19 protein-coding genes and 3 pseudogenes are annotated in these 21,218 nt (G+C 64.2%); 5 read left to right on the top strand and 17 right to left on the bottom strand.

Features of this window, described 5'->3' with window-relative positions:
* Nucleotides 1-267: 267 nt before the first annotated feature.
* Nucleotides 268-1,476 (bottom strand): MFS transporter, encoded by a 1,209-nt coding sequence (locus QX039_RS28000; RefSeq protein WP_315740623.1) that lies wholly within the window; start codon nt 1,474-1,476, stop codon nt 268-270.
* 409 nt (nt 1,477-1,885) lie between these two features.
* Complete coding sequence (locus QX039_RS27995; RefSeq protein WP_315773837.1) at nt 1,886-2,803, bottom strand: alpha/beta hydrolase; 918 nt, start codon at nt 2,801-2,803, stop codon at nt 1,886-1,888.
* 183 nt (nt 2,804-2,986) lie between these two features.
* Between QX039_RS27995 and QX039_RS27990 the strand changes: the two genes are divergently transcribed.
* The gene (locus QX039_RS27990) at nt 2,987-3,886 is read left to right on the top strand and encodes a helix-turn-helix domain-containing protein (RefSeq protein WP_315773839.1); all 900 of its coding nucleotides are present in this window, start codon (nt 2,987-2,989) and stop codon (nt 3,884-3,886) included.
* A 604-nt stretch (nt 3,887-4,490) separates the two neighbouring features.
* Here QX039_RS27990 and QX039_RS33115 read toward each other — a convergent pair.
* The 7 genes and pseudogenes from QX039_RS33115 to QX039_RS27955 all read right to left on the bottom strand — a co-directional run.
* Nucleotides 4,491-4,622, bottom strand: a pseudogene (locus QX039_RS33115) (ATPase, T2SS/T4P/T4SS family); the annotation flags it as partial.
* 694 nt (nt 4,623-5,316) lie between these two features.
* A complete protein-coding gene (locus tag QX039_RS27980; protein ID WP_315750807.1) occupies nt 5,317-5,898 on the bottom strand; it encodes a TetR/AcrR family transcriptional regulator in 582 nt (193 codons plus the stop codon).
* Between the two features lie 20 nt (nt 5,899-5,918).
* On the bottom strand, nt 5,919-7,274 hold the full coding sequence (locus QX039_RS27975) for an amidase family protein (protein ID WP_315773840.1): 1,356 nt from the start codon (nt 7,272-7,274) through the stop codon (nt 5,919-5,921).
* A 162-nt stretch (nt 7,275-7,436) separates the two neighbouring features.
* The gene (locus QX039_RS27970; protein ID WP_315773843.1) at nt 7,437-8,339 is read right to left on the bottom strand and encodes an alpha/beta hydrolase; all 903 of its coding nucleotides are present in this window, start codon (nt 8,337-8,339) and stop codon (nt 7,437-7,439) included.
* Complete coding sequence (locus QX039_RS27965) at nt 8,336-9,262, bottom strand: MBL fold metallo-hydrolase (protein WP_315764412.1); 927 nt, start codon at nt 9,260-9,262, stop codon at nt 8,336-8,338. The genes QX039_RS27970 and QX039_RS27965 overlap by 4 nt, the downstream gene beginning before the upstream one ends.
* Nucleotides 9,259-10,578, bottom strand: a complete 1,320-nt coding sequence (locus tag QX039_RS27960; RefSeq protein WP_315750800.1) for an MATE family efflux transporter — start codon at nt 10,576-10,578, stop codon at nt 9,259-9,261. The genes QX039_RS27965 and QX039_RS27960 overlap by 4 nt, the downstream gene beginning before the upstream one ends.
* 133 nt (nt 10,579-10,711) lie before the next feature.
* The gene (locus QX039_RS27955; RefSeq protein ID WP_315750798.1) at nt 10,712-11,509 is read right to left on the bottom strand and encodes an SDR family oxidoreductase; all 798 of its coding nucleotides are present in this window, start codon (nt 11,507-11,509) and stop codon (nt 10,712-10,714) included.
* A 436-nt stretch (nt 11,510-11,945) separates the two neighbouring features.
* Between QX039_RS27955 and QX039_RS27950 the strand changes: the two genes are divergently transcribed.
* Together QX039_RS27950 and QX039_RS27945 are read left to right on the top strand one after the other, a co-directional pair.
* Nucleotides 11,946-12,221, top strand: coding sequence for a hypothetical protein (locus tag QX039_RS27950; protein WP_315750796.1), 276 nt, complete (start codon nt 11,946-11,948; stop codon nt 12,219-12,221).
* A 285-nt stretch (nt 12,222-12,506) separates the two neighbouring features.
* Nucleotides 12,507-12,818: an ATP-binding protein gene (locus QX039_RS27945; RefSeq protein WP_315750794.1), complete on the top strand. Its 312-nt coding sequence runs from the start codon at nt 12,507-12,509 to the stop codon at nt 12,816-12,818.
* A 153-nt stretch (nt 12,819-12,971) separates the two neighbouring features.
* Here the strand turns inward: QX039_RS27945 and QX039_RS27940 are convergent.
* The 8 genes and pseudogenes from QX039_RS27940 to QX039_RS27905 form a co-directional block, all read right to left on the bottom strand.
* A pseudogene (locus QX039_RS27940) lies at nt 12,972-13,193 on the bottom strand (5-aminolevulinate synthase); the annotation flags it as partial.
* 52 nt (nt 13,194-13,245) lie between these two features.
* Nucleotides 13,246-13,479, bottom strand: a pseudogene (locus QX039_RS27935) (GlcG/HbpS family heme-binding protein); the annotation flags it as partial.
* A gap of 118 nt (nt 13,480-13,597) precedes the next feature.
* Entirely contained in the window at nt 13,598-14,923 is a 1,326-nt protein-coding gene (locus QX039_RS27930) for a c-type cytochrome (RefSeq protein ID WP_410051583.1), read from the bottom strand.
* An 11-nt stretch (nt 14,924-14,934) separates the two neighbouring features.
* A complete protein-coding gene (locus tag QX039_RS27925) occupies nt 14,935-17,106 on the bottom strand; it encodes a xanthine dehydrogenase family protein molybdopterin-binding subunit (protein WP_315764415.1) in 2,172 nt (723 codons plus the stop codon).
* A gap of 8 nt (nt 17,107-17,114) precedes the next feature.
* Nucleotides 17,115-17,579 (bottom strand): (2Fe-2S)-binding protein, encoded by a 465-nt coding sequence (locus tag QX039_RS27920; RefSeq protein WP_315750789.1) that lies wholly within the window; start codon nt 17,577-17,579, stop codon nt 17,115-17,117.
* Nucleotides 17,580-17,642: 63 nt separating this feature from the next.
* Nucleotides 17,643-17,942: a putative quinol monooxygenase gene (locus QX039_RS27915; RefSeq protein WP_315750787.1), complete on the bottom strand. Its 300-nt coding sequence runs from the start codon at nt 17,940-17,942 to the stop codon at nt 17,643-17,645.
* Between the two features lie 51 nt (nt 17,943-17,993).
* Nucleotides 17,994-18,260, bottom strand: coding sequence for a hypothetical protein (locus tag QX039_RS27910; protein WP_315750785.1), 267 nt, complete (start codon nt 18,258-18,260; stop codon nt 17,994-17,996).
* 118 nt (nt 18,261-18,378) lie between these two features.
* Nucleotides 18,379-18,819, bottom strand: a complete 441-nt coding sequence (locus QX039_RS27905) for a hypothetical protein (protein ID WP_315750783.1) — start codon at nt 18,817-18,819, stop codon at nt 18,379-18,381.
* Between the two features lie 312 nt (nt 18,820-19,131).
* Between QX039_RS27905 and QX039_RS27900 the strand changes: the two genes are divergently transcribed.
* A complete protein-coding gene (locus QX039_RS27900) occupies nt 19,132-20,148 on the top strand; it encodes an aldo/keto reductase (RefSeq protein WP_315750782.1) in 1,017 nt (338 codons plus the stop codon).
* Between the two features lie 318 nt (nt 20,149-20,466).
* Nucleotides 20,467-20,967, top strand: coding sequence for a DNA starvation/stationary phase protection protein (locus QX039_RS27895; protein ID WP_315744961.1), 501 nt, complete (start codon nt 20,467-20,469; stop codon nt 20,965-20,967).
* The last annotated feature ends 251 nt before the right edge of the window (nt 20,968-21,218 follow it).

The raw sequence follows: 21,218 nt of genomic DNA, 5'->3' as shown, positions 1-21,218 counted from the left end.
CTCGTCAGTCGGCGCCTGCCCGTCCATCACATCCCACCCCAACGCTCCTGACGATGCGCAGCGCCCCTCGTCGATGAGGCGGGACAGCGATAGAGAAGCACGAATTCCGATAAAACGAAAGAACAAAATTTGCGCAGGCGGGCGCGGCTGCGGCGATGTCGTTGAGACGGCGAATGAACTTCGTGTTTCGGCGCAGGGCGAATGCGGCATGTCCCGGCGCTTCCGGCGGGCGCAGGTCCGCCCCGACGGGCGACTCGGTCGGACGTCTCAGGACGAGACCGCCGCGCGCATCGGACGGCGCTGCCGCAGCAGCAACAGGATGACCACGGCCGCGCATGAGCATGCCAGGCTCAGCGCCAGCGGCGCGTTGCTGCCGTAGCGGGTCAAGAGCTCGACGAGGATGGGCGCCGACACCGCCGACAACAGGTTGAGCGGCAGTCCGATCTGGGCGGACGCCTTGGCGAAGGCCGCCTTGTCGTAGAACACCAGCGGCATGGTGGCCCGCGCCACGGCGAGCGCGCCGCTGCCGAGGCCGTAGATCAAGATGAAGGCGCCGATCGCGGCATGCGAGCCGTCGCTCAACATCAGCAGCAGCATCGCCACCGGCAGCGCCAGGCCGGCGACGATCGCGGTGGTGATGCCGTCCCAGCGGCCGCCGCCGAGAAAATCGATGGCGCGGGCGCTGATCTGGATCACCCCCAGCATCGAGCCAAAGCCGACCGCTTCGGCCGCCGACAGGCCTTCGGCCTTCAGGAGCTCGATCAGCACGGCCCCCATCCCGAACGCGACGAAGGCGTTGAGGCCGGAGGCGCCGACCAGCAGATAGAACGTGCCGCGCGACGGCGTCGCTGCGGGGACGGACGCCGCCGCATCCGATGATGACGGCGGCAGATGATCATGGACGCGCCGCGGCAGCAGGAACACGAACAGCGGCAGCGAGACCAGCAGCAGCAGGCCGGCGTAGACGAGACAGGTGCTGCGCCAGCCGATATGCGCCGAGAGGGTCGAGGTGACCGGCCAGAAGATGCTGCTCGACAGCCCCGTGACCAGCATCAGCGCGCCGATGGCGCTGCGCGCGCGCAGGCCGGCGATCTCGTTGAGCACGATGTAGGAGGCGGTCGAGAGCGTGGCGCTGCCGGCCACGCCGAGCAGCAGCCATGCGGCATAATAAGAGAGAGCGCCCTGCGCGGCTGACAGCAGCGCATAGCCCGGCGCGGCCAGCAGGGTGCCCGCGATCATCACCCGCCGCCCGCCATGCTTGACGAACGGCCGCGCCAGCAGCGGCGAGCACAGCCCCATCGACATGTACAGCACCGAGGTGCTGGCGAAGATCGCCGTCAGATCCATCTCCAGATCCACCGCCATGGCCCGGCCGATCACCGCCGGCAGGCTGAGCGTGCCCCAGGCGATGAGCTGGGTGATGGCGAGCACGATCAGGACGCGCAGGAGGGAGGGGTCGGCGATGACGGGGGGCATTTCGGGCGGGGGCACTGCACGGAGGTGACGCGCGACGCGCGTTGCAATTATAATTCTAGACCATTCGCGCCGAATCAGCCCCGCTGTTTGGGAATTGCCGCCCCGCCACCGGCGGGGTGCTCGTGCCAGGTGCCGGCAACTGCACGCACGGGCCGCCGGCCCCGGAGCAGGAGCAGCATGAGCAGCGCCGCACGGGAGCAGCCGATCGTCAGCCCCCATGGGTCTCAAGGCGATGCAGAGCGGCCCTCCTCACCATGACGGTTTGGATTTGGCCGCGAAAAGACCCTCATCCCGAGAGGCCGCCGTAGGCGGCCGTCGCGAAGGGTGGCCGCGAAACGATCGCTCGCCACAGCTTGTTGCCTCATCTGCGATCGCCCTACCCTACCTTCGGAGCTCGAGCTTCGCGCGCCTACAGGAGGTGCGATAGGAACCAGTCACGCGCAGCCGAGGATGATTGTTCGAAGTGCTGGACATAGGGCGCGAAATGCCCGCAAGGCAGACTGACAAACTGCTTTGGCTCGCCGGCGCGTGCGAACGCCTCCCGGGACGCCTCGATCGGCATCAGCATGTCGCCCTCGGCCGCGATCCACATCAGCGGCCGCGGCGCGATGCGATGTAAGAAGGCGGCCGGCTCGAAGCTGAAGGTGAGCTCCAGGCTGCGCACGGTAACCTCGTTGCGCCACAGCGGCGAGATCTTCGCAGCCTCCATGCACCAGTCGTAGGCGTCCGACGTCCCGAGGATGCACGGCGTCGTCGCCGGATCCTGCGCCACCACCTGCATGGTCACCGGCGGCTCGCCCGCGGCACGGGCCAATCGCTCGCCGACGAACAGCTGCGACAGCTGCGCCTTTGTCTCCGCCGGAATGTGGCTCCAGATCGCGCCGCCGCTGAGGAACGAGACCTGCACTGCCACGCAGCGGATGCGCTGATCGATCGCCGCCGCCTGGATGGCGACACCGCCGCCATAGCTGGAGCCCCAAGCGCCGATCCTTCTGGGATCGACGCGCGGCAGGGTCATCGCGAAGGTGATGGCATCGCGGTAGTCGGCCAGCTGCTGCATCGGGTCGATCTCCTGCCGGACGCGTCCTTCGCTCTCGCCGAAATTGCGGGGATCATAGACCAGCGCGCCGAGACCGGCCGCGCTGAACGCGGCCGCATATTTATCGAGATAGCTTTCCTTGAGCCCGCTGAAGCCGTGATGAAGCACGACGATGGGCGCTGTCGGCGCGTCCCCCTGCGGCGGCACGTGCCAGCCGCGCAGCACCGTACCATCGTCGGCCTTGAAGGCCACCTTCTCGAACCCAGCCCGCAGATCCGAACCGACCATTGCAACCTCCCTGTGCTCTCGCCTCTCCGCCTTGTCTGCACGGCGGTCTCGGCCTAGGCTCTAAGCCAAGCGCGGCACCGACGTCCCGGACGGCAGCGACGGCGAACCCGGACGACAGCGAAACGTGGGCGGACGCAGCCGCCGCAAGCGAGGGCCCCGGGCGGCCGAGGGAAAGCGTTGCAGATGCCGAACGTGCAAGGGTTTGCCTCGCTGGCCGCGCCCACGACGTCCCTCGACCCACTGCTCGGCTGGACCATTCACGACGCCATCTCGCTCCGTCAGCAGTTGAGGCGGCTAGGCGATGCTCTCGTGATCGAAGCGCAGGTCGCGCAGGGCTGCGCCGGGACGCGCCGCGCCTCCGATGCCGGTCTGGTGGTCGTGATGATCGTGATCGAAGGCCGGGAGCGCGGCGAGGACTCCACCGGCACGGTGCTGTTCGAACCCGGCGACGTGATCGTCTGGAACACGCGCGAGACGCTCGCCTTCGCCACGCTCAGTCCGCTGCGCAAGATGATGATCGCCTGCCCCGAAGCGGTGATCCGGAATTTTCACCCCGACCTGATCGGACGCGGCCGCCTGCATCTGCCCGGCCGACACGGCTTCGGCGCCGCCGTGTCCGGTTACTTCAAGGGCTTCGCCGGCACGCTGGCCGAGATGGACGACAGCGAGGCCCATGCCGCTGTCGATACCGGGCTCGAGATCGTCGCCAGCGCTGCGCGCCTGATGCGCCGCGACGCTGCACCGCGACGCGCATCCACGCAGTTCGCGCACATCATGAGCTACATCGACGCACAGCTGCACGACCCCGGTCTCGACAGCGCCGAGATCGCCGCCCACTTCGGACTATCCGTCCGCTCCGTACAATTGCTGTTCGCCGAGCACGGCACCACGCCCTCGGAATGCATCCGCCAGCGCCGCCTCGACCGCTGCCGCCGCGACCTCGAAGCCGCGCGCCGAACCGAGAGCATCACCGACATCGCCCTGCGCTGGGGCTTCAACGACCCCTCGCATTTTAGCCGCCTCTTCCGCCGTCGATACGGCGTGCCCCCGCGCACGCTCGCGCGGAAGAGGCCGAAGGGTTGACAGCCCGCAGCGATTTCATCTTCTCGCAACTGAACGGAATGGCTGGGATGGCCGGCTGGCGGAGAGAGTGTCCTCCATATCTAAGATCTTATATTGCTGGGATAATTGTGTTTTTTGTCCTTAAAATTGGGCCAAATACCCGCTGTAATACCCGGGATCGTCCACCATTGTGAGCTTGGCTCACCGCCCAATCTCTGAGTGGACATCACCTATGGGAAGGTGTGGCAGCAGGGACACCTCGTCTTGGTGCGGTGATGCCAGATGTCGGACAAATCTCCAGGTTGAAACTTCGTCTGGCGGACCTTGATGCGTGCTTTTCGTCTAGCGGGCTTTCTATTGCTGGTCCTGCTGCTCGAGCCGGAGGCTGCGTTGTCGGACTATCTATCTAGAGATGCAGGAGGGCGGCTGGCTGATCGAGGTGTCGGACCGCTTGCTTATCCGGGTGACGATGCCGGAGGGATATCGGCGACTAATGACGGCCCTCCGCGACCTGAAAGAAAACTTTGCGGAGAGCTTCACTGGACTGGTTTCCCAAGTCTCCTCGCTGATCGTCGCGGCCGCCGACTATCCGGATCAGCACCACGCGGTCGCTGGTGCCGGCGATCTAGGCGAGCAGCGCGTTGGTGAGCATGGTCTTGCCGGTGCCGGTGCCGCCGGCGACGAGGATGTTCTTGCGCGACGCGACGGCCGCGCGCACGACGCCGCCTGTCCGGCAGTCATGGTGCCGGCGGCGAAGTAATCGTCGAGGGTGAAGACGGCGACGGCGGGCTTGCGGATGGCGAACGCTGGCGCTGTGACGACGGGCGGCAGCAGCCCCTCGAACCGCTCCCCCGTCTCGGGCAGCTCGGCCGAGACGCGTGGGCGCTCCGCGTGGACCTCGGCGCCGACATGATGCGCGACCAAGCGCACGATTCGCTCGCCGTCGGCAGGCGACAGAGTGCGACCGCTATCTTCGAGGCCACCGGATAGCCGATCGATCCAGAGCCGGCCGTCGGGATTGAGCATCACCTCGACGATCGAGGGGTCTTCGAGGAAGGCGGCGATGGCCGGGCCGAGCGCGGTACGCAGCATACGCGCGCCGCGTGAGAGGGCCTCGGAATGGAGCGGAGCAGCCGCCACGATCGTCCCCATCGTTGACCAATCGCGACGCGCGATTGGCGACGGGGATGATTAGGGCGGTTCAACAAGTATTCAGGTGGCGTAGGAGGGTGGCGAACAGCAGAGCAAAAATACTTGCTCACGCGAAAACGGAATTTCCGGACGAGGCCTGTTTGAGCATACGATTCGGCTTGGCTGCGCCGGTGCGGTTCACGGCGAGGATGATGCTCGATGATCTATGAGAACCGCGCATCGAGGCTCACGTCCGCCTCGCTCCCCATGGAAACAGCCAGACGTGTGACGCGCTACCGCAATTCGCGAGCTGCCCGCCTTCAGGCAGTTGGCACTCGCGCCAGCGCCAGCGCCGCTTGGACGCCGCTTTCCAGGATCCGGTCCGCCGCCGCTGGATCCGCCACGGCACGTGCATACTGGAGCGTCCCGACCATGAGCGCGAAGATTGCCGTGGCGCGCTGATGCGCGACTTCGGCATCGGCAACCGGGATCAGCGGCGTCAAGACCCGAAGATAGCGAGCGATCCCCTCTTCATACGCTTGCCGGGTTGCTGCCGGTAGGCGCGCGACTTCCGGCAGCAAAGCCGCGGACGGGCAGCCGCGCGCCGGATTTTCGAGGTGAGCCCGGCAAAGATAGCTTCGAAGAACGCCCTCGAGATCACTACCGGCTTCGATGCTTTCCTCGACGCGATGTTGCTGCTCGCCGATCGCGGCAGACATTGCTTCGCGAACGAGGTCGTCCTTTGATTTGAAGTGGAGATAGAAGGCACCGTTGGTCAGGCCCGCATCGCTCATGATCCCGGCGATCCCGGCCGCGGAGATGCCATCTTGGCGGAACCGCTTCGACGCAACGCCGAGAATGTGGCGGTGCGTCTCCTCCTTGTGTCCCTTCGCAAAACGCATGTTTTTGCCTCTGCCTCCCTTCAAGCAAGCTGGCGGGCTAGGACGGTCTCGACCCGGCGCGCGAGATCGAGCAGCGCCCGGTCGCCGTAGGACGGTCCATCGAGCTCCAGACCGATCGGCAGGCCGGCCTGAGACAGGCCCGCCGGCATACTGATGCCTGGCAGGCCGCACAGGCTCGCTACAAGCGTATTGTTCGCGAGCACGAGGTCGCTCACTTCTCGCTCTCTAATCATGAATTTGGTCTGCTGGTCGATCCGTGGCGCGGTCGCAGGCGTCGTCGGTTGCAGCAATGCCTGAGCCCCATGGTCTGAGAAGATCGCATTGAGACGGCGCTGTGCTTCCGTCCGCTTTACGGCAAGTGCGGTCTGGTAGGTATCGACCGAGGTCGCGCCGCCGCCGTCCGGCAAGACCATGTAGCGCCAAGCGCCCTGCAACTCGGGCTTGAGACTTTCGATCACCCCCTCGAAGGTGATGGGGACGCCATGCTCGAGGAGAAAGCCGGACACGGCGCCCACCGTCTCGTGAAAGAAGATGCTCCAGGTCGCCGATTGCGACAGGGCGCCGAAATCCTCGCCGAGGTCCATCTCGACGATTTCGGCGCCGACATCGCTGAGCCAAGTCAGCGCTTCGCGGAAGCGCGCATCAACATCCGGCTCGACGAGATCGAGAAACTGCCGTGGCGCATAGGCGAGCCGGACGCCCGTCAGGCCGGCTTCGCGCGCGTCGAACTGCGTCGGTGCCGCACCAGTCACCACGGCGTCCATGAGCGCGCAATCCTCGACGCTGCGGGCGAGCACGCCCGTGGTATCGAGCGTGTGCGATACCGGCGCGGCGCCGCCGCGTGGCCAACGCCCCGTCGTTGGTTTGAAACCGACGACACCACACAGAGATGCAGGGACGCGGATCGACCCGATCGTATCGCCGCCGAGCGATGCCGGCACGAGCCCGGCCGCGACGGCCGCGGCGGAGCCACTGGACGAGCCGCCTGATACGCGATCTCGGTCGACCGGATTCCTCACCTGCCCGTAGGGCGCGTTGTGGCCCGTGAGCCCGAACGACATCTCGACGAGGTTGTTCTTGCCGAACACCAGTGCGCCGGCCTCCTTGACGGCGCGCACCGCCTCGGCATCCTCTTGCGGCACGAAGCCCGCGAGAGGCTTGATCCCAAGGCTCGTCGGAATGCCCTTGGTCAGATAGCTGTCCTTGATCCCGAGCGGAACGCCAAGGAGCGGCGACGCAGCTCCTGCCGCGCGGGCGGCATCGGCCTGGCGTGCGGCGGCAAGGACGCCGGCCTCGTCGATGGTGACGAAGGCGTTCAGATCCCCGTGCAGCCGGGCTCGTTGCAGAAGGGCGGTGGCATAGGCCTCGGCGGTCAAGTCGCCGTTTCGGATCGCCTCGGCGGCACCAGCCACGCCAAGCGAAGCAAGCTCTGCTTCCGTCGAAGCATCGATGGGGCCGGGGTTTGCGGTATTGACCATGTCTGGTGGCTCCTCGCGGAATCAGCGGCCATTCAGGTGGGAATGGCGCGCTTTGCCGTGTCAGGTTTTGAGAAAGTCCAAGATCAGGCGCCCGACCTCTTCAGGCTGTTCCAGATGAAGGAAGTGTCCGACCTTCGGTAGAACGATGCGTCGCAGTCCCTTTGTGAAGACGGCTTCCTTGCCTTCACTCAAATCCGCGGACATGCAGCCATCCTCTGCGCCATGCAGGTACAACCCCGGAACCTCAATGGGCCTGCTCGCCCGCGCCTCAAGCGAGCGCGCGGCGGGATCCTCCGGCGACGGAGCGAAGAGCTGCCGGTAATAGGAGAGCGTTTGCGAGAGCACACCGGGTGCGCCGAGCATTGCGTTCAATGCCACGCGCTCGGCCGGCGGCAGGCTGTAGCCGGGGGACCATTCGCAACAGAGCCGATCGATGAAGGCGTAGTCGTCGATCGGCACGGCCGTCTCGGCGAGCCGCGTCTGGAAATAGAACATATACCAGCCTCGCCGCTGCTGATCGCCGTTCGCAACGAAGGCAGCTCCGAGCTGTGGCCCATATGGCACGGCGAGCCCGACCAGCCTGCGAACCCGGGCGGGTTCCAAGCTGGCGGCTGCACAAACCGCGCGGGCGCCGAGGTCGTGCCCGATGAGGTCCGCTTGGTCGCGTCCCAGGGCGGCGATCAGCGCGATGACGTCCGCGCCTGTCGCGGCCGCACGATACGAGCCGTCAGGCGCAGCGGCTTCGGGCCAGTAACCGCGCATCGCGGGTGCCACGGCCCAGAATCCGGCGTCCGCCAGTTGCTGGAGCACCGGAGTCCAGCTCCGGGCATGATCAGCTAATCCGTGCATACAGAGCACGAGCGGACCAGCCCCAACCTCTAAGATCGGAAAGTCGAGGCCGTTGGCGCGCACCGCGCGCTGTTTGACGCCGAGTGGGAGCGCCGCCGGGATGTCCTGTGTCATGTCGCCACCCGTTGCGTCAGAGCAGCGGTCTCCGGCGCGAAAGAGAAGCCGGATGCATGGCTGCGGATACGTCCGGCATGGGGGATGCCGAAATGCGCCGGGAACAGGAGGCTGTCGTGTTCGGCGCAATGGGCGAGCACGCGCAGGCGCGATTGTACGGCCGTCTCTGCGTCGAGGCAGAACCGGCTGCTCCAGCCCGGTTGATAGACCTGGATCGGATTGTGCAGCACATCGCCGCTGAACAGTCCCTCCTCCTGCCCGTGCAGAAGGCGGAGGATGATCTGCCCCGGTGAATGGCCCGGCGCCGGCTCGATCAGCAGGTTGTCGCCGAGCTGGTCGGTCATGGCGACGACGCGCTCCTGCTTCGCCGCGATCACCGGCAGCACGGAATCGGTGAAGACGTCGCGTGGCTCTTCCGGAAGATGCGGATTCCTGGCGGGATCCCAGAAATCCAGCTCTTCGCGGGAAAAAACGTACTTGGCGTTCGGAAAGGTCGGGACCCAGCGGCCGTCCAGCAGCCGCGTATTCCACCCGACATGGTCGACGTGCAAATGGGTGCAGAGGACGTAGTCGATGTCCTCCGGTGGTACGCCGGCGGCACGGAGCCGGTCCAGGTACCGCGTGTCGAGCCCATGGAAATGCGGCGAGCCCGGCCGCTGCTTGGCGTTGCCGCAGCAGGTATCGACGAGGATGTTATGGTGCGGTGTCCGGATCAGCCAGGAATGCACGGACATGACGAACTGGTCGGTAGCCGGTACATAGTAGTTCGGCGCCATCCAATGCATGTGCTCGTCCAGCACGTGAGGGTCCCAGGCCGCGAGCAATTCCTGCGGCCGGAACGCAGGACCCAACAGCTCTTCGATCCGCGTGACCGTCGTCTCGCCGATCCGCCAAGTGGCGAGGTTCTCCTGCACGGCGCTCATGATGTCCGCACCTTCGAGCCGGAGTCCGCTGCAGGCCATATGGTGCCGGAGAGCGCTGCGGCGACGCAGAGGGCGGCGGCGGCGACCAGGGCGGACGCGACAAGCGCGAAAAGGGCTGCCTCGGAAAATCCGAAGACGGCGACCGCGAGCCATCCGCCGCCCGCCGCGACCAACAGTCGGACGGCACCGGCGAGGAAGATCCACCCCATGCGGCCGCTGCCCTGTGCCGCGAAGCCGAGCGCGAAGATGACGCCATTCGCGGCGTAAAAAGGTGCCACGATCCGGAAATAAAGCGAGCCCGTCTCCAGGACGGCACCGTCATGGGAGAAGAGGCCGATCCAGAGCCACGGAGCGAGCGCCACCAGCAGCCCCACCGTCTCGGTGAAGGCTATGGTGATGCCGGTGCCGAACCAGGCGATCTTCTTGGCCCTGGCGACGTCTCCGGCACCGATATTGGTGCCCACCATGGTCAGGATCGCCGTTCCCAGGCCGAACATGATGGGGACGAGTACGTAGTCGAGCCGCGAGGCGGTGCCGTAGCCGCCGATGGCATCGACGCCGAAGCGGCCGACGGCCGCCGTGACGAGCATGACCATCAGGTTCAGTTGCACGGTGTTCAAGGCGGCGAGCAGGCCGACCTTGAGGATGTCGCCGAACAGGGACGAGCGCAGACGGCCGAGCGACAGGCGCAGGCCGGAGCGGCCGCTCGCCATGTAGAGCAGCAGGGCGAGTGTCGCCGCACCGTAATAGAGGGTGACGGCGATGCCCGCACCGGCGACGCCGAAGCCGGGGATCGGACCGATACCGAAGATGAAGGCCGGCGAGAGGGGGACGAGCACGGCCGCGCCGACGAAGGTCACCAGCGCCGGCACGCGCACGTTGCCGATGCCGCGAAGCGCCGCGGACAGAAGATTGACGATCCAGATGGGCACCGCTGAGAGGAAGATGAAGTTCGAGTAGGTGAGCGCCGAATGCAGGGCCTCGCCCGTGCCGCCCAACGCCCCATAAAGCGGGCCGCCGAGGGCCAGGGCGAGAGCCGAGAACAGCAGGCCGAAAGCGATGGCGATCACGAGCGCATGGAGTACGAGCGCATTCGCATCCTCATGTCGCCTGGCGCCGACGGCCCGCGCCACGGCCGCGGCGACGCCGCCGCCGATCCCGCCGGCGGACATCATCGTCATGAGCATCCAAATTGGAAACACCAGGGCGACGCCGATCAGCGCCTCGGTGCCGAGGCGCGAGACGTAGAAGGTCTCGGCGACGTTCACGAGCGTCTGCGCAACGAGAACGCCGATGGTCGGCAGCGCCAGCCGCATCATCGTCTTGAAGATGGGGCCATGCAGCATCGCCTCGCGGGCCCGTAGCTTGGCCGCGTTCCGACGATGCTCGACGGCGGAGCGCAAGGCATCGCGCGACCCGCCCCCGGTGTCCGACACTGATGCGACGGCTTCAGTCATGGCGATACCGGGGTGCAGGTTGCCCGGCGGCGAGAGAGGTCCTGAGACCCTGGCGGGCCGCCTCATAGGTGCCCCACACCGCTTCATCGGCGACAGTCGGCAGCGTCAGGACCTCGCCGCGGTCGAGGCCGACAAGCGCCGCTTCGACGAGGTCTTCCGGATTCATGATCATCGAGCGGGGAATCACACTCTCCGGCACGCCGCCCCGCGCCCACATCTCGGTGTCGGTGGGACCGGGCAGAACGGCCTGGAACCGCACGCCCGATCCCTGGGTCTTGCCCGCGAGGGAGATCGTGAGGTTGATCAGGTAGTTCTTCGATCCGCTATAGGCGCCGTCGAACATCTCCGGCACGAAAGCGGTGACCGAGCTGATGTTGACGACGGTGCCGCCGCCGTGCTCTGCAAACGCCTTGGCGGCGGCGATGGAAAGCAGGGTCGGCGCCGTGACGTTGACGGCAATCAGTTCCTCGGCATCCGCCAGGCTGCCTTGCAACATCCCGCCGGGCGTCGAAAGGCCGGCATTATTGACCAGAAACGCGATCGCAGGATCGGCGCCGATACGCTCGGCCAGCTTCAGGACCGCCTCCCGCTTCGAAAGATCAGCCACGACGATTTCGACTGTCCGACCGCTTTCCTTCCTGATCCGGCCGGCAACGGCTTCGAGCCGTTCGGCATTGCGAGCGACAGTAATCAGGTCGTATCCGCGTTCGGCAAGCTTACGCGCATAAACCGCCCCGATCCCGGTCGAAGCCCCGGTTACAATCGCCTTGCGAACTGTCGTGCCGGTCATGTTCCCTCTCAAAAGCTGTGGCGCGGCATTGCCGGAGCGCGGCGCATGCCCGGGCCGATGGCATTACGATCATAATATAAAATTATGATCGTAATTCAATAGCGCTCACCATGTTGATCGGATTCAGCGGTTTAGGTTCATCGAGCCAGAGTTGGCGTCCAGTTGGCAGCTCGGCCCCGCTTCATGGCTCTCGGGAGTCCTCGGGATCTCCTGCCGGAGCTTCGGCCCCTCGCTCAGACGCCGGCCAAGCGTGGCGACAAAATTGTCGTAGCGCGCGCCAGCCTGTGTTCGACACGCCCAACCGAAGACAGGGCAATGGAGCGCACGGATCGATGCTTTTGAACGGGAGGGGCATCACCCGCCTGCACACGCACAGCACGGAAGGTGGGGACACGAGAGAAAAACCGGTAAAGCATGGCCGGAGCCGGGCAAGGCATTGAAGCAATTCAAGAGCCGCACGGAGCTTTTTATCGGCCCGCGCCATTACGATCCCATGGGCGAGATGTACGAGGTGCGGAGCGCCGTCGAGCACCTGCACGAGCATCGCTATCTTGAGACATTCGACCGCGAGGTGAGGCTTGGCCTATTGCGGAAGGAAGTAGTCGCCGAGCACATTGCCCGCACCACGCTCGCGCGGATCGCGACGAACGACGCGATCTTCCATCATTTTGGCGATCGCCGCGGCCATCGCCGGCGCACAGGCGGGATCTAATTGGCTCAAAGCACAGCCGCCGAGTCTGCAGGAAGCACAGCAGGTTCTGGTTTCCATCGTCAGTGCCGGCAGGCGAGCCGCCGATGTCATCGACCGCGTTCGGGCCCTCTTCAAAGAGGCTCCTCCCCAGAAGGCAGAGATGGAGTTCAACAGCGCGGTGCTTGAGACGTAGCGCTTACCCGCGCCGAGGCCGCGAGGAACGGGGTACACGTTCGCACTCAACTCGCGGACGGCTTGCCGGTAATCCGAGCAGATCGGGTCCAACTGCAACAAGTCATTCTCAATTTGACGATCAACGCCATCGAAGCGATGCGCGACGTCGGCGAAAACGACCGCAAACTGCTGATCAGCACCCGAAAGGAGTCCGCACGGGTTTGCTTCGAAGTGCGGGATACCGGGCCCGGTTTCGCACCGGGAGCTCTCGAGCGCTTGTTCGAGGCATTCTACACCGCAAAGCCGGACGGCCTCGAACTCGGGCTGTCTATCTGCCGCTCAATCATCGAATCCCACAACGGCCGGTTATGGGCGAGCCCCAACACGCCGCGGGGGGCTATCTTTAGCTTCACCGCGCCCGCTGACCCGCGGGTCACATCGTGAGTCGGTTGGAAGCAATCGGGGACGGACAAAACCGCGCTTTGAAACCACGGCGTCGGCGGAATGTGGCGCCTAGGCCGCGAGCTGCTAACCCAGGCAAGCTGTCGTTATTCGTCGTCCGGAGGCCCCTTCCGCCGACGACAAAGGGACCGATTTTCACTCGGCCGCAACCGTATGATGCCGCAGCGGCAACCCGAGCCGTTCCCAGACGTCGACCATGGCGCCGGCGAGCGCGTCGATCAGCCCGTCATGATGACAGGGGCTGGGCGTGATGCAGAGCCTTTCCGTGCCGCGGGGGGACGGTCGGGTAATGATCGGCTGAACATAGATGCCGTGCTACTTGAGGAGAAGATGGCTCCCTTTCTTGCACTTCTCCGGATATACGACCATCGAGGACGGCCGGAATGCCTCCGCCGGAGATAACGACCTTGCCGGCGTTGCTCGCCTGGATGCCGAACGGCGGCTTTCCCGGCTGGGTAAGATGCGCCAGTTCGGACGTCGGCTTGTCGAAAAGCCGCGCCGTGACGGCCTTGTTGATCGCAAGATCGATGCTTCCGCTCAGCGCGCCGTCCTGGCGCGTGAATGCCAGGAGATGGCCAACAGCATCAACGCCGGCCACGTTGTGTGGAGTACCAAGGCTCTCGGCTTCGGCAGCCGACAGCATTTGCTTCGCATCTCGAAGCGTCAGGCAGTCGTATGAGCGCGGCATGACAGACCTCACATGCTGGAGCAGCTTCGATGGCTTACGCCGGTCTTCGCCGGCCGCCCACGGCAGGCGGTCCCTAATTCTGCGCCCGCAACTCGGCAATGTCCCTTGCGGTCAGCGACGAACCCTTCGCGCCGAAGCGGCCGGTCACGTAGTTGGCCACCGCGGCGATCTCACCGTCCGAGAACGCACGCCCGAATGACGGCATCGAGAGTGCGCCATCGTCGGGAGTCAGGCGCTTTGTTCCGCTGATAACGATCTGAGCCACGTTCGTAGCGTTCGGGTCGTTGACGGCGGCACTCCCGGTTAACGTCGCGAACTTCGAGACTGCGCTCTCGCCACTCCAACCGTGGCAGCTCGCGCAGGCGCCTTCGAAGATCTTCTTGCCGAGGAGGCTCGCGGTGACGCCATCCTTGTGAGATGCCGGAGCGGGTACGGGCTTCGGCGAGGGACTCGACGAGGTCGCCGGCGGGACGCTCCGCAGGAACGTGACCACCGCCTCGATGTCGGCTTTGGCCATCTTGCTGAAAGAGTGATCGACGGCCTCGCCCATCGGACCCGATGCGGTGCCGCGTCCGGAGACGTGTCCGACACTGAGATAGCAAGCGATTTCGTCGTCGCTCCAGCCGCCGAGGCCGGTTGACTTGTCGGAAGATATATCCGTGGCCTGCCAGCCTGCCACCGGCGCCCCGGCGAACTTCTTCCGGTTATCGAGCGCAAACCCGATGTTGCGCGGCGTGTGGCATTCGCCGCAATGGGCCAGCGCTTCGGCCACGTAGGCGCCCCGATTCCATTTCAGGGTCTGCGACACGTCGGACCGGAAGCGCTCGTCGCGATTGAACACCAACGACCAGAAAGACATGGCCCAACGCTGGTTGAACGGAAACAGCAACGTGTTCTCCGGCGGCACCGAGCGCACCGACGGCAGGCTGAAGAGATAGGCCTTGATCGCAAGCGCGTCTGCGTCCGTGACCAGAGTGTAAGACGTGTACGGCATGGCCGGGTAAAGTCGCGCGCCGTCGCGGCGTACGCCGCGATGCATCGCGTCGAGGAACTCCTGATCGGTGTACTTGCCGATGCCCGTCTCCGGATCCGGCGTGATGTTGGTCGAGTACATGGTGCCGAACGGAAGCTTGAACGCGAAGCCGCCCGCATATTTCTTGCCGCCCGGCGCAGTATGACAGACCACGCAATCCGCTGCCTCAGTGAGATATTTGCCGCGCTCTATGAGGCTGGCCTGCCTCAACTCGGCAGGAACGCCCGTCGGATCGCCGTGCTCATAGTCGACCACTAGGACGTTCTTGCCGCCGCTGAAGGCCAGCGGACCGGGCCCGCGTACGTACCGGACGGCGCCGAGCGCAACGACGGCGCCCACAACGGCAACGCCGGCTGCCCATTTCAAGAGTCCGGCTTTTACAACCATGATTTCTTCTCCGCGATCAAAGCCCGGTCGATCGGAAGACGGCGCAATGCGACACCCGTCGCCGCATAGATCGCGTTACGCAGCGCGGGAGGCCCTCCGACGACAGCGGCCTCACCGATCCCGCCCGGCGCCTCTCCGCTTTTTACCAGGTGGACGTCGATTTTCGGGGCCTGGTCGATGCGGAGCATTCGATAGTCATGGAAATTCGACTGCTGGACCCTGCCCTTCTCCAGAGTGATTTCGCCATACAGAGCGGCGGTCAGGCCGAAGATCATGCCCCCCTCGACCTGCGCAACAACCGTGTCCGGATTGACGGCGAGGCCGCAATCCACTGCGAGGGTCACCCGGCGAATGTAGACGTCCCCGCCGGTATCCACTTCGGCCTCGACGACGGTCGCGATCGACGTGTTGAAGGTCGGTTGTACGCTGACGCCGCGGCCGACGCGCGGCGGCAAAGGCTGGCCCCAGAGTGACTTTTCCGCCGCGAGATCCAGCACGTGTCGGATTCGCGGCGTCTTCCCGAGCATGTCGCGCCGGAACGCGACCGGGTCCTTATTCGCCTTCCGCGCCAATTCGTCCATGAAGCATTCGATCGCGAACACGTTGTTGTTCGGCCCCACCCCACGCCAAAAGCCGGTCGGCACGGCGGCTGGTTCAACGCGGACGTACTCCACCTGAACATTTGGAATGTCGTAGGGCGTATCGACCGCGCTGTCGACGGCATCGATGTCAATGCCCTGATTGAAGGCCGGCGGCAGGAAGCGCGCAATCACCGACGAACCGGCGACGCGGTACTTCAGCGCGATGACTTTTTCACCGGACATTCGCGCTGAAATGCTGTCGCGGTAGACGGGACGGTAGATGTCGTGTTGCACGTCCTCTTCGCGGGTCCACACGATCTTGACGGGTCCATCGACCTCGCCGCCGATCCGCACCGCGGCGGCGATCATGTCAACTTCGAGCCTGCGCCCGAATCCGCCGCCGAGCAGATGCTGGTGGATCGTTACCATCTCTTCCGGAAGTCCGGTCGCTTTCGCCGCCACGGACCGGGCTCGGGCAATGATCTGCGTTCCCACCCAGATATCGCACGACGTCGGCGTGACGTGGACCGTGCAGTTGAGAGGCTCCATCGTCGCGTGCGCAAGGAACGGCATTTCGTACGAGGCATCGTACGTCTCGCCGAAATAGAGCACGTTGGTGACGTCTCCGACGGATTTTGCGACGACGCCCTCACCCTCGCTCGCTGCACGGAGATGCTCCCATATGTCCTTGGAGCTGACGTTGGCGTTCGTGCCTTCGTCCCATGTGATGTCCAGAGCTTCGAGCCCTCGTTTGGCGGCCCACATATGATCTCCGACGACGGCGACGAGGTCGTCCAACGCAATGATTTGCTGTACACCAGCGATCTTCCTCGCGCCCTCGTCCTCGACGTTCACCACCTTGCCGCCGAAGACCGGGCACTGCGCCAAGGTCGCGAATTTCAAGCCGGGCATCATGGTGTCGATGCCGTAGATCGTCTTGCCATTGACCTTGTCCGTGGTATCGAGGCGCTTCAGTGGCTTGCCGATCAGGACGAAGTCCTTGGGGTCCTTGAGCGCAACGTCGCCGGGGACCGCAATCTTTTTCGCGGCATCCAGGAGGTCGCCATAACCCATTTGTCGACCGCTTTCCTTGTGAACGACCGCTCCGTTGATCGTGCTGCAGCTCTCCGGTGCGACGTGCCACTGGTCGGCGGCTGCCCTGACAAGAATGGCCCGTGTGGCGGCGCCGGCTTTCCGGAGAGGCGTCCAGAACGCGCGGACCGAGGTCGATCCGCCTGTCGCTTGGAGCCCGAGCAAAGGATTGGTATAGAGCTTCTCGTCCGGAGGAGCATGCTCCAATGCGACCTGGGACAGGTTCGCATCGAGTTCCTCCGCAAGGATTGTGGCAACGGCCGTGTATATGCCTTGACCCATTTCGACTTGCGGCATGATCAGCGTCACCTGACCTGTCCCGTCGATCCGGATATAGGCGTTCGGGGCGAACGCTGCGCCGTCCGGCCCCTTCTGCACGGGCCCGGCGGCCCGGACCGGGAGATGGAAGGCGAAGACGAAGGCCGAAGCCAATGCGCCACCAAGAACGTGACGACGCGAGATGTCAGACAGTTCGATGGATCCGGTCATGAGGTCACCTAAGCCTTCTGAGCGGCCGCCGCCTGCTTGATGGCGGCACGGATGCGCACATAAGTGCCGCAGCGACAGATGTTGCCGGCCATGGCAGCGTCGATATCGGAATCGTCCGGATCCGGCGTCGACAGCAGGAGCGCCGCCGCCGACATGATCTGGCCGGACTGACAGTAGCCGCACTGCACCACCTCAAGGTCGAGCCAGGCCTTCTGGACCTTGGCACCTATAAGCGTTGAGCCGATGCCCTCGATGGTGGTTATCGTTCGGCCTTGAACATTACCGACGGGCAGCACGCAAGAGCGCACCGGCTTTCCGTCGACATGCACCGTGCAGGCGCCGCATTGCGCCATGCCGCATCCGAATTTAGTACCCGTGATGCCGAGTATGTCGCGCAACACCCACAGCAGGGGCATTTCGGGTGCCGCTTCGAAGGACCTGTCCTGACCGTTGATGTTCAGCGTGATTGCCATGTGAGCTCCTGCCGTTTTCTGAGGCGAGTTCGGCGCGATAAAGACGCGCCGGGCTTTGTCGCCTTATGAGACCACGTCCAAAGGATGCGACGTGACGGCGGTTCTCGTCGCGAGCTCGTCGACTCTTGATGCATACTCCCGATAGTGGGGAGTTGCCCGATGGGCCTCTACCGAAGCAGCATCCTTGTAGAGCTCGTCGATGATGAAAGTGGTCTTGTCGCTCTGATCCTGCCAGAGATCCCATCGAAGATTGCCCGGCTCCGACCGGCTATGGTTCGCCAGCGCCCGCAGCAGAGCGATCAGTTCGCTCGCCCTGCCAGGCTTAGCCTTCAATAGCGCCGTCGTTTTCATGTTAGAGGCCACTGATCCCTCCTGTCGGCCGGCCTTGTCTCGCGGCGGCAATCCGCCGTTCAGTCAGGCGGATGCGGCTACGCCGGACCTGTGCCGGGCCGTTGCCTTGTCGAGCGCCTTGACCAGCACCTCACCGACCCCATGATCGGAGCGCAGATTCTGGCCGGTGATGAGTTCACGATCGACGATCACGTGCGGCTCGAAATCGACGTTCGTCATAATCACGTCACCTCCCGCTGCGCTTGGCGCCTGGGGCATCGTGAAATACATCTTGCCGTGCAGGATTTCCTTTTCCACCCATGTCTCCTCGGAAGCGGAAAAGATCGTCATCAGGTATCCGGCGTAGGGCCAGCCTCGGGCCAGCTCCTACGCGTCTATATTGTCACCTTCCATCAGGGCTGCGCGAAGTTCTACCGGACGCGACATCGCCGAGACGAGCGCAATCGGATCATGGCCGAGAAGCGCCGTCGGTTTCGAACAATCGTGGAAATGTCGAAGTACCTCGCCCATCTGGGAGTCCTGCATCAGGTCGACCACCGGCGCCTGGTCGCCCGGCACGAAGACGCCCGCCTAGCCGTCCCGTCCCTTCTCGATCACGGCACCCAGGGGGCTGAATCTGGTTCATCGCAGCATCATTCATCCAGAACGCCCTGGCGCGGGCATAAGCGGCAGCATCGCCGCCGAAATGCGCGCCGGAGTCCGAGGCCTTGTCCATGTGAGGTTTGGTGCCGTCCGGTGTGGCGAGCTGAATATCATAACTGGCACCCTGCAGGGCCATGCTCGGAACGACGTTCTCGTTCAGATAGTTTCCGGTCGGCCCCCATTTGCCGCCCTGGACTTCGATCTGGGTCGCATTGGATCCGACGACAAGCACCTTCGTCTTGCTCATGGTATCGCCCTTACCGTTCGTTCTTGAATTTGCCGCAGCAGCTCAAGTCGAGCACCATTGCCGTGGTCACACATAATCGGGAGCGGCAACAGGCGCCCGTAAAGAGATGTAAAACGTCGGCAGCGAAGGCGCCGCGCAGAAAATTCGCCTTTCCGACTCGGAGCCCGTATTTTTCGGCGATCGATTTTTCTCGATTTACAAATCGCTATTCGCCTGTAGGGGCTCGGCGACATACAGTCGATGAACCGCGTTTGCAAATTGGCTCGGCGCCAAGACGGTGTCGCGCCGGCACCATCAACACCGGAGGTTCATATGCGAATCAGGGAAGCACTTCAGGCGGGGCCGCTAGGATTCGGCACCGCTCCGCTCGGCAACATGTATCGGGCCATTCCGGAGGATGAGGCGCTCGCGACAGTGGATGCAGCCTGGGACGCAGGCACCCGCTTCTTCGATACCGCACCATTCTACGGAGCGGGACTGGCGGAGATCCGCCTCGGCAAAGCGCTCTCCAAACGACCCCGCAGCGACTACGTCCTCAGCTCGAAGGTCGGGCGGCTGATCCTAGACGAGGTCGAAGATCCGAGCGAGCGGGATTACGGCGAAAAGGGCGACATTTTTAAACACGGCCGTCTCAACAAGGTCGTTCCCGATTACTCGTACGACGGCACGATAAGGTCAATCGAGGACAGCCTCGGGCGCATGAATATCGGTCATATGGATTTCGTCTGGGTTCACGATATCGCCCAGGATTTCTACGGCGACGGATGGCTTGCGATGTTTGAAACCGCCCGAACGGGCGCCTTCCGGGCTCTTTCCAGGCTGCGCGACGAAGGCGTTATCAAGGGCTGGGGTCTTGGCGTGAACAAGGTGGAGCCTGTGGAGCTCCTGCTCGGGCTCGCCGAGGCTGAGCCGGATGCCACCCTGCTGGCCGGCCGCTACACTCTTCTCGACCACGAGCTGGCGCTGCAGCGGCTGATGCCCACGGCGCAGCGCAGGAAGGTCGACATCGTGATCGGTGGTCCCTACAGCTCCGGCGTGCTCGCTGGCGGCCGTCACTTCGAATACGGTGCGGTGCCGCCTGCGATCGCGAACAAGGTCGAGAAAATCTCCGCGCTCTGCGCGGAATACGACATACCCATCAAAGCGGCGGCGCTCCACTTCTCTTTGGCGCACCCGGCGTCGGCCGCGGTCATCCCCGGGGCCAGCAAGCCCGGGCGTATCTTCGAAGACCACGCGGCGCTGAAGACCAGAGTCCCTGCCGAATTCTGGCGTGAACTTCGAAAGAGAGGCCTGGTTTCTGCGGACGCGCCTCTGCCGATCAATCGATAAGCCTCGACGTCGGCGGCTGCGCTCCACACCTGTAAATCCGGCGGCATGCAAGTTTTACACGATGTCACACCGATTTAATTGATGCTGAGGATTTGTGGTTCTACCCTCGCCATCAGTTCAGAAATCTTGACGACTTTGGCTTTCAGAAAGTCCGGCCCCCCAAGCGCGCGTCCTTTCAAAGCCAAATGCCCTGCGGATGGCGGCGCGCCATGCGTAGGTCGGGGCGCAAGCCGCCCGAGCTCCTCCCCCTGGGGCGCCCCGATCGTCATTTTTCTCACATTCCGTCGCGGCTCGCCGCGTGAACGTTTGGAGACGACAATGATTCCAGCCCGGATACCAACATCCGATTCCGCATCAGCCCTGGCACTGCGAAACACTACCTCAGCCGCCGACGCGCTCAACACAATCCTGGCGGACATGCTCGCGCTCTACTTCAAAACCAAGAATTTTCATTGGCACATGGCCGGCCCGCACTTTCGCGACTATCATCTGTTGCTTGACGAGCAGGCGACGGAAATCTTCTCGGTCGTCGACGACATCGCCGAGCGGCTTCGCAAGACGGGAAATACCACCCTGCGGTCGATTGGAGACATCGCTCGCCGGCAGACGATCAAGGACAATGACGCCGAATTCGTACCGGCAGCCGACATGCTCGCCGAACTCCGCGAAGACAATTTCGCGCTGGTTCGTGCGTTTCGGGAGGCGAAAGTGCTCGTCGATGAAGCCAGGGACAACGGTACTTCGGGACTGCTGGACGGCTGGACTGACCAGGCAGAGCGGCGAGCTTGGTTTCTCTTCGAAGCCTCAAGAACTGCCTGATGCTGGCAGCAATCGGGGTGTAGATTGATTAGGCACCCCCCGAAGAGCACGCGCCGTTATTGCGCGGCTTTGATGGTCAAATCCGCAGGTTGATTTGTGCCGCCACACGACATCTCCGTACAAACGGATATTCGTAGTCAATCTCGGAGAACCCAAACGAAAAGCCGCCTGAAGGCGGCTTGATTTGGTCCCGCGGCACGCCGACCGACACGTCTCGGTCTAGAGCGACGACGACGCTTTGGCGATGAACT

The organism is Bradyrhizobium sp. SZCCHNR1043 (assembly GCF_032489675.1).
Lineage (GTDB): Bacteria > Pseudomonadota > Alphaproteobacteria > Rhizobiales > Xanthobacteraceae > Bradyrhizobium.
This window is presented reverse-complemented; position numbering and strand designations above follow the sequence as displayed.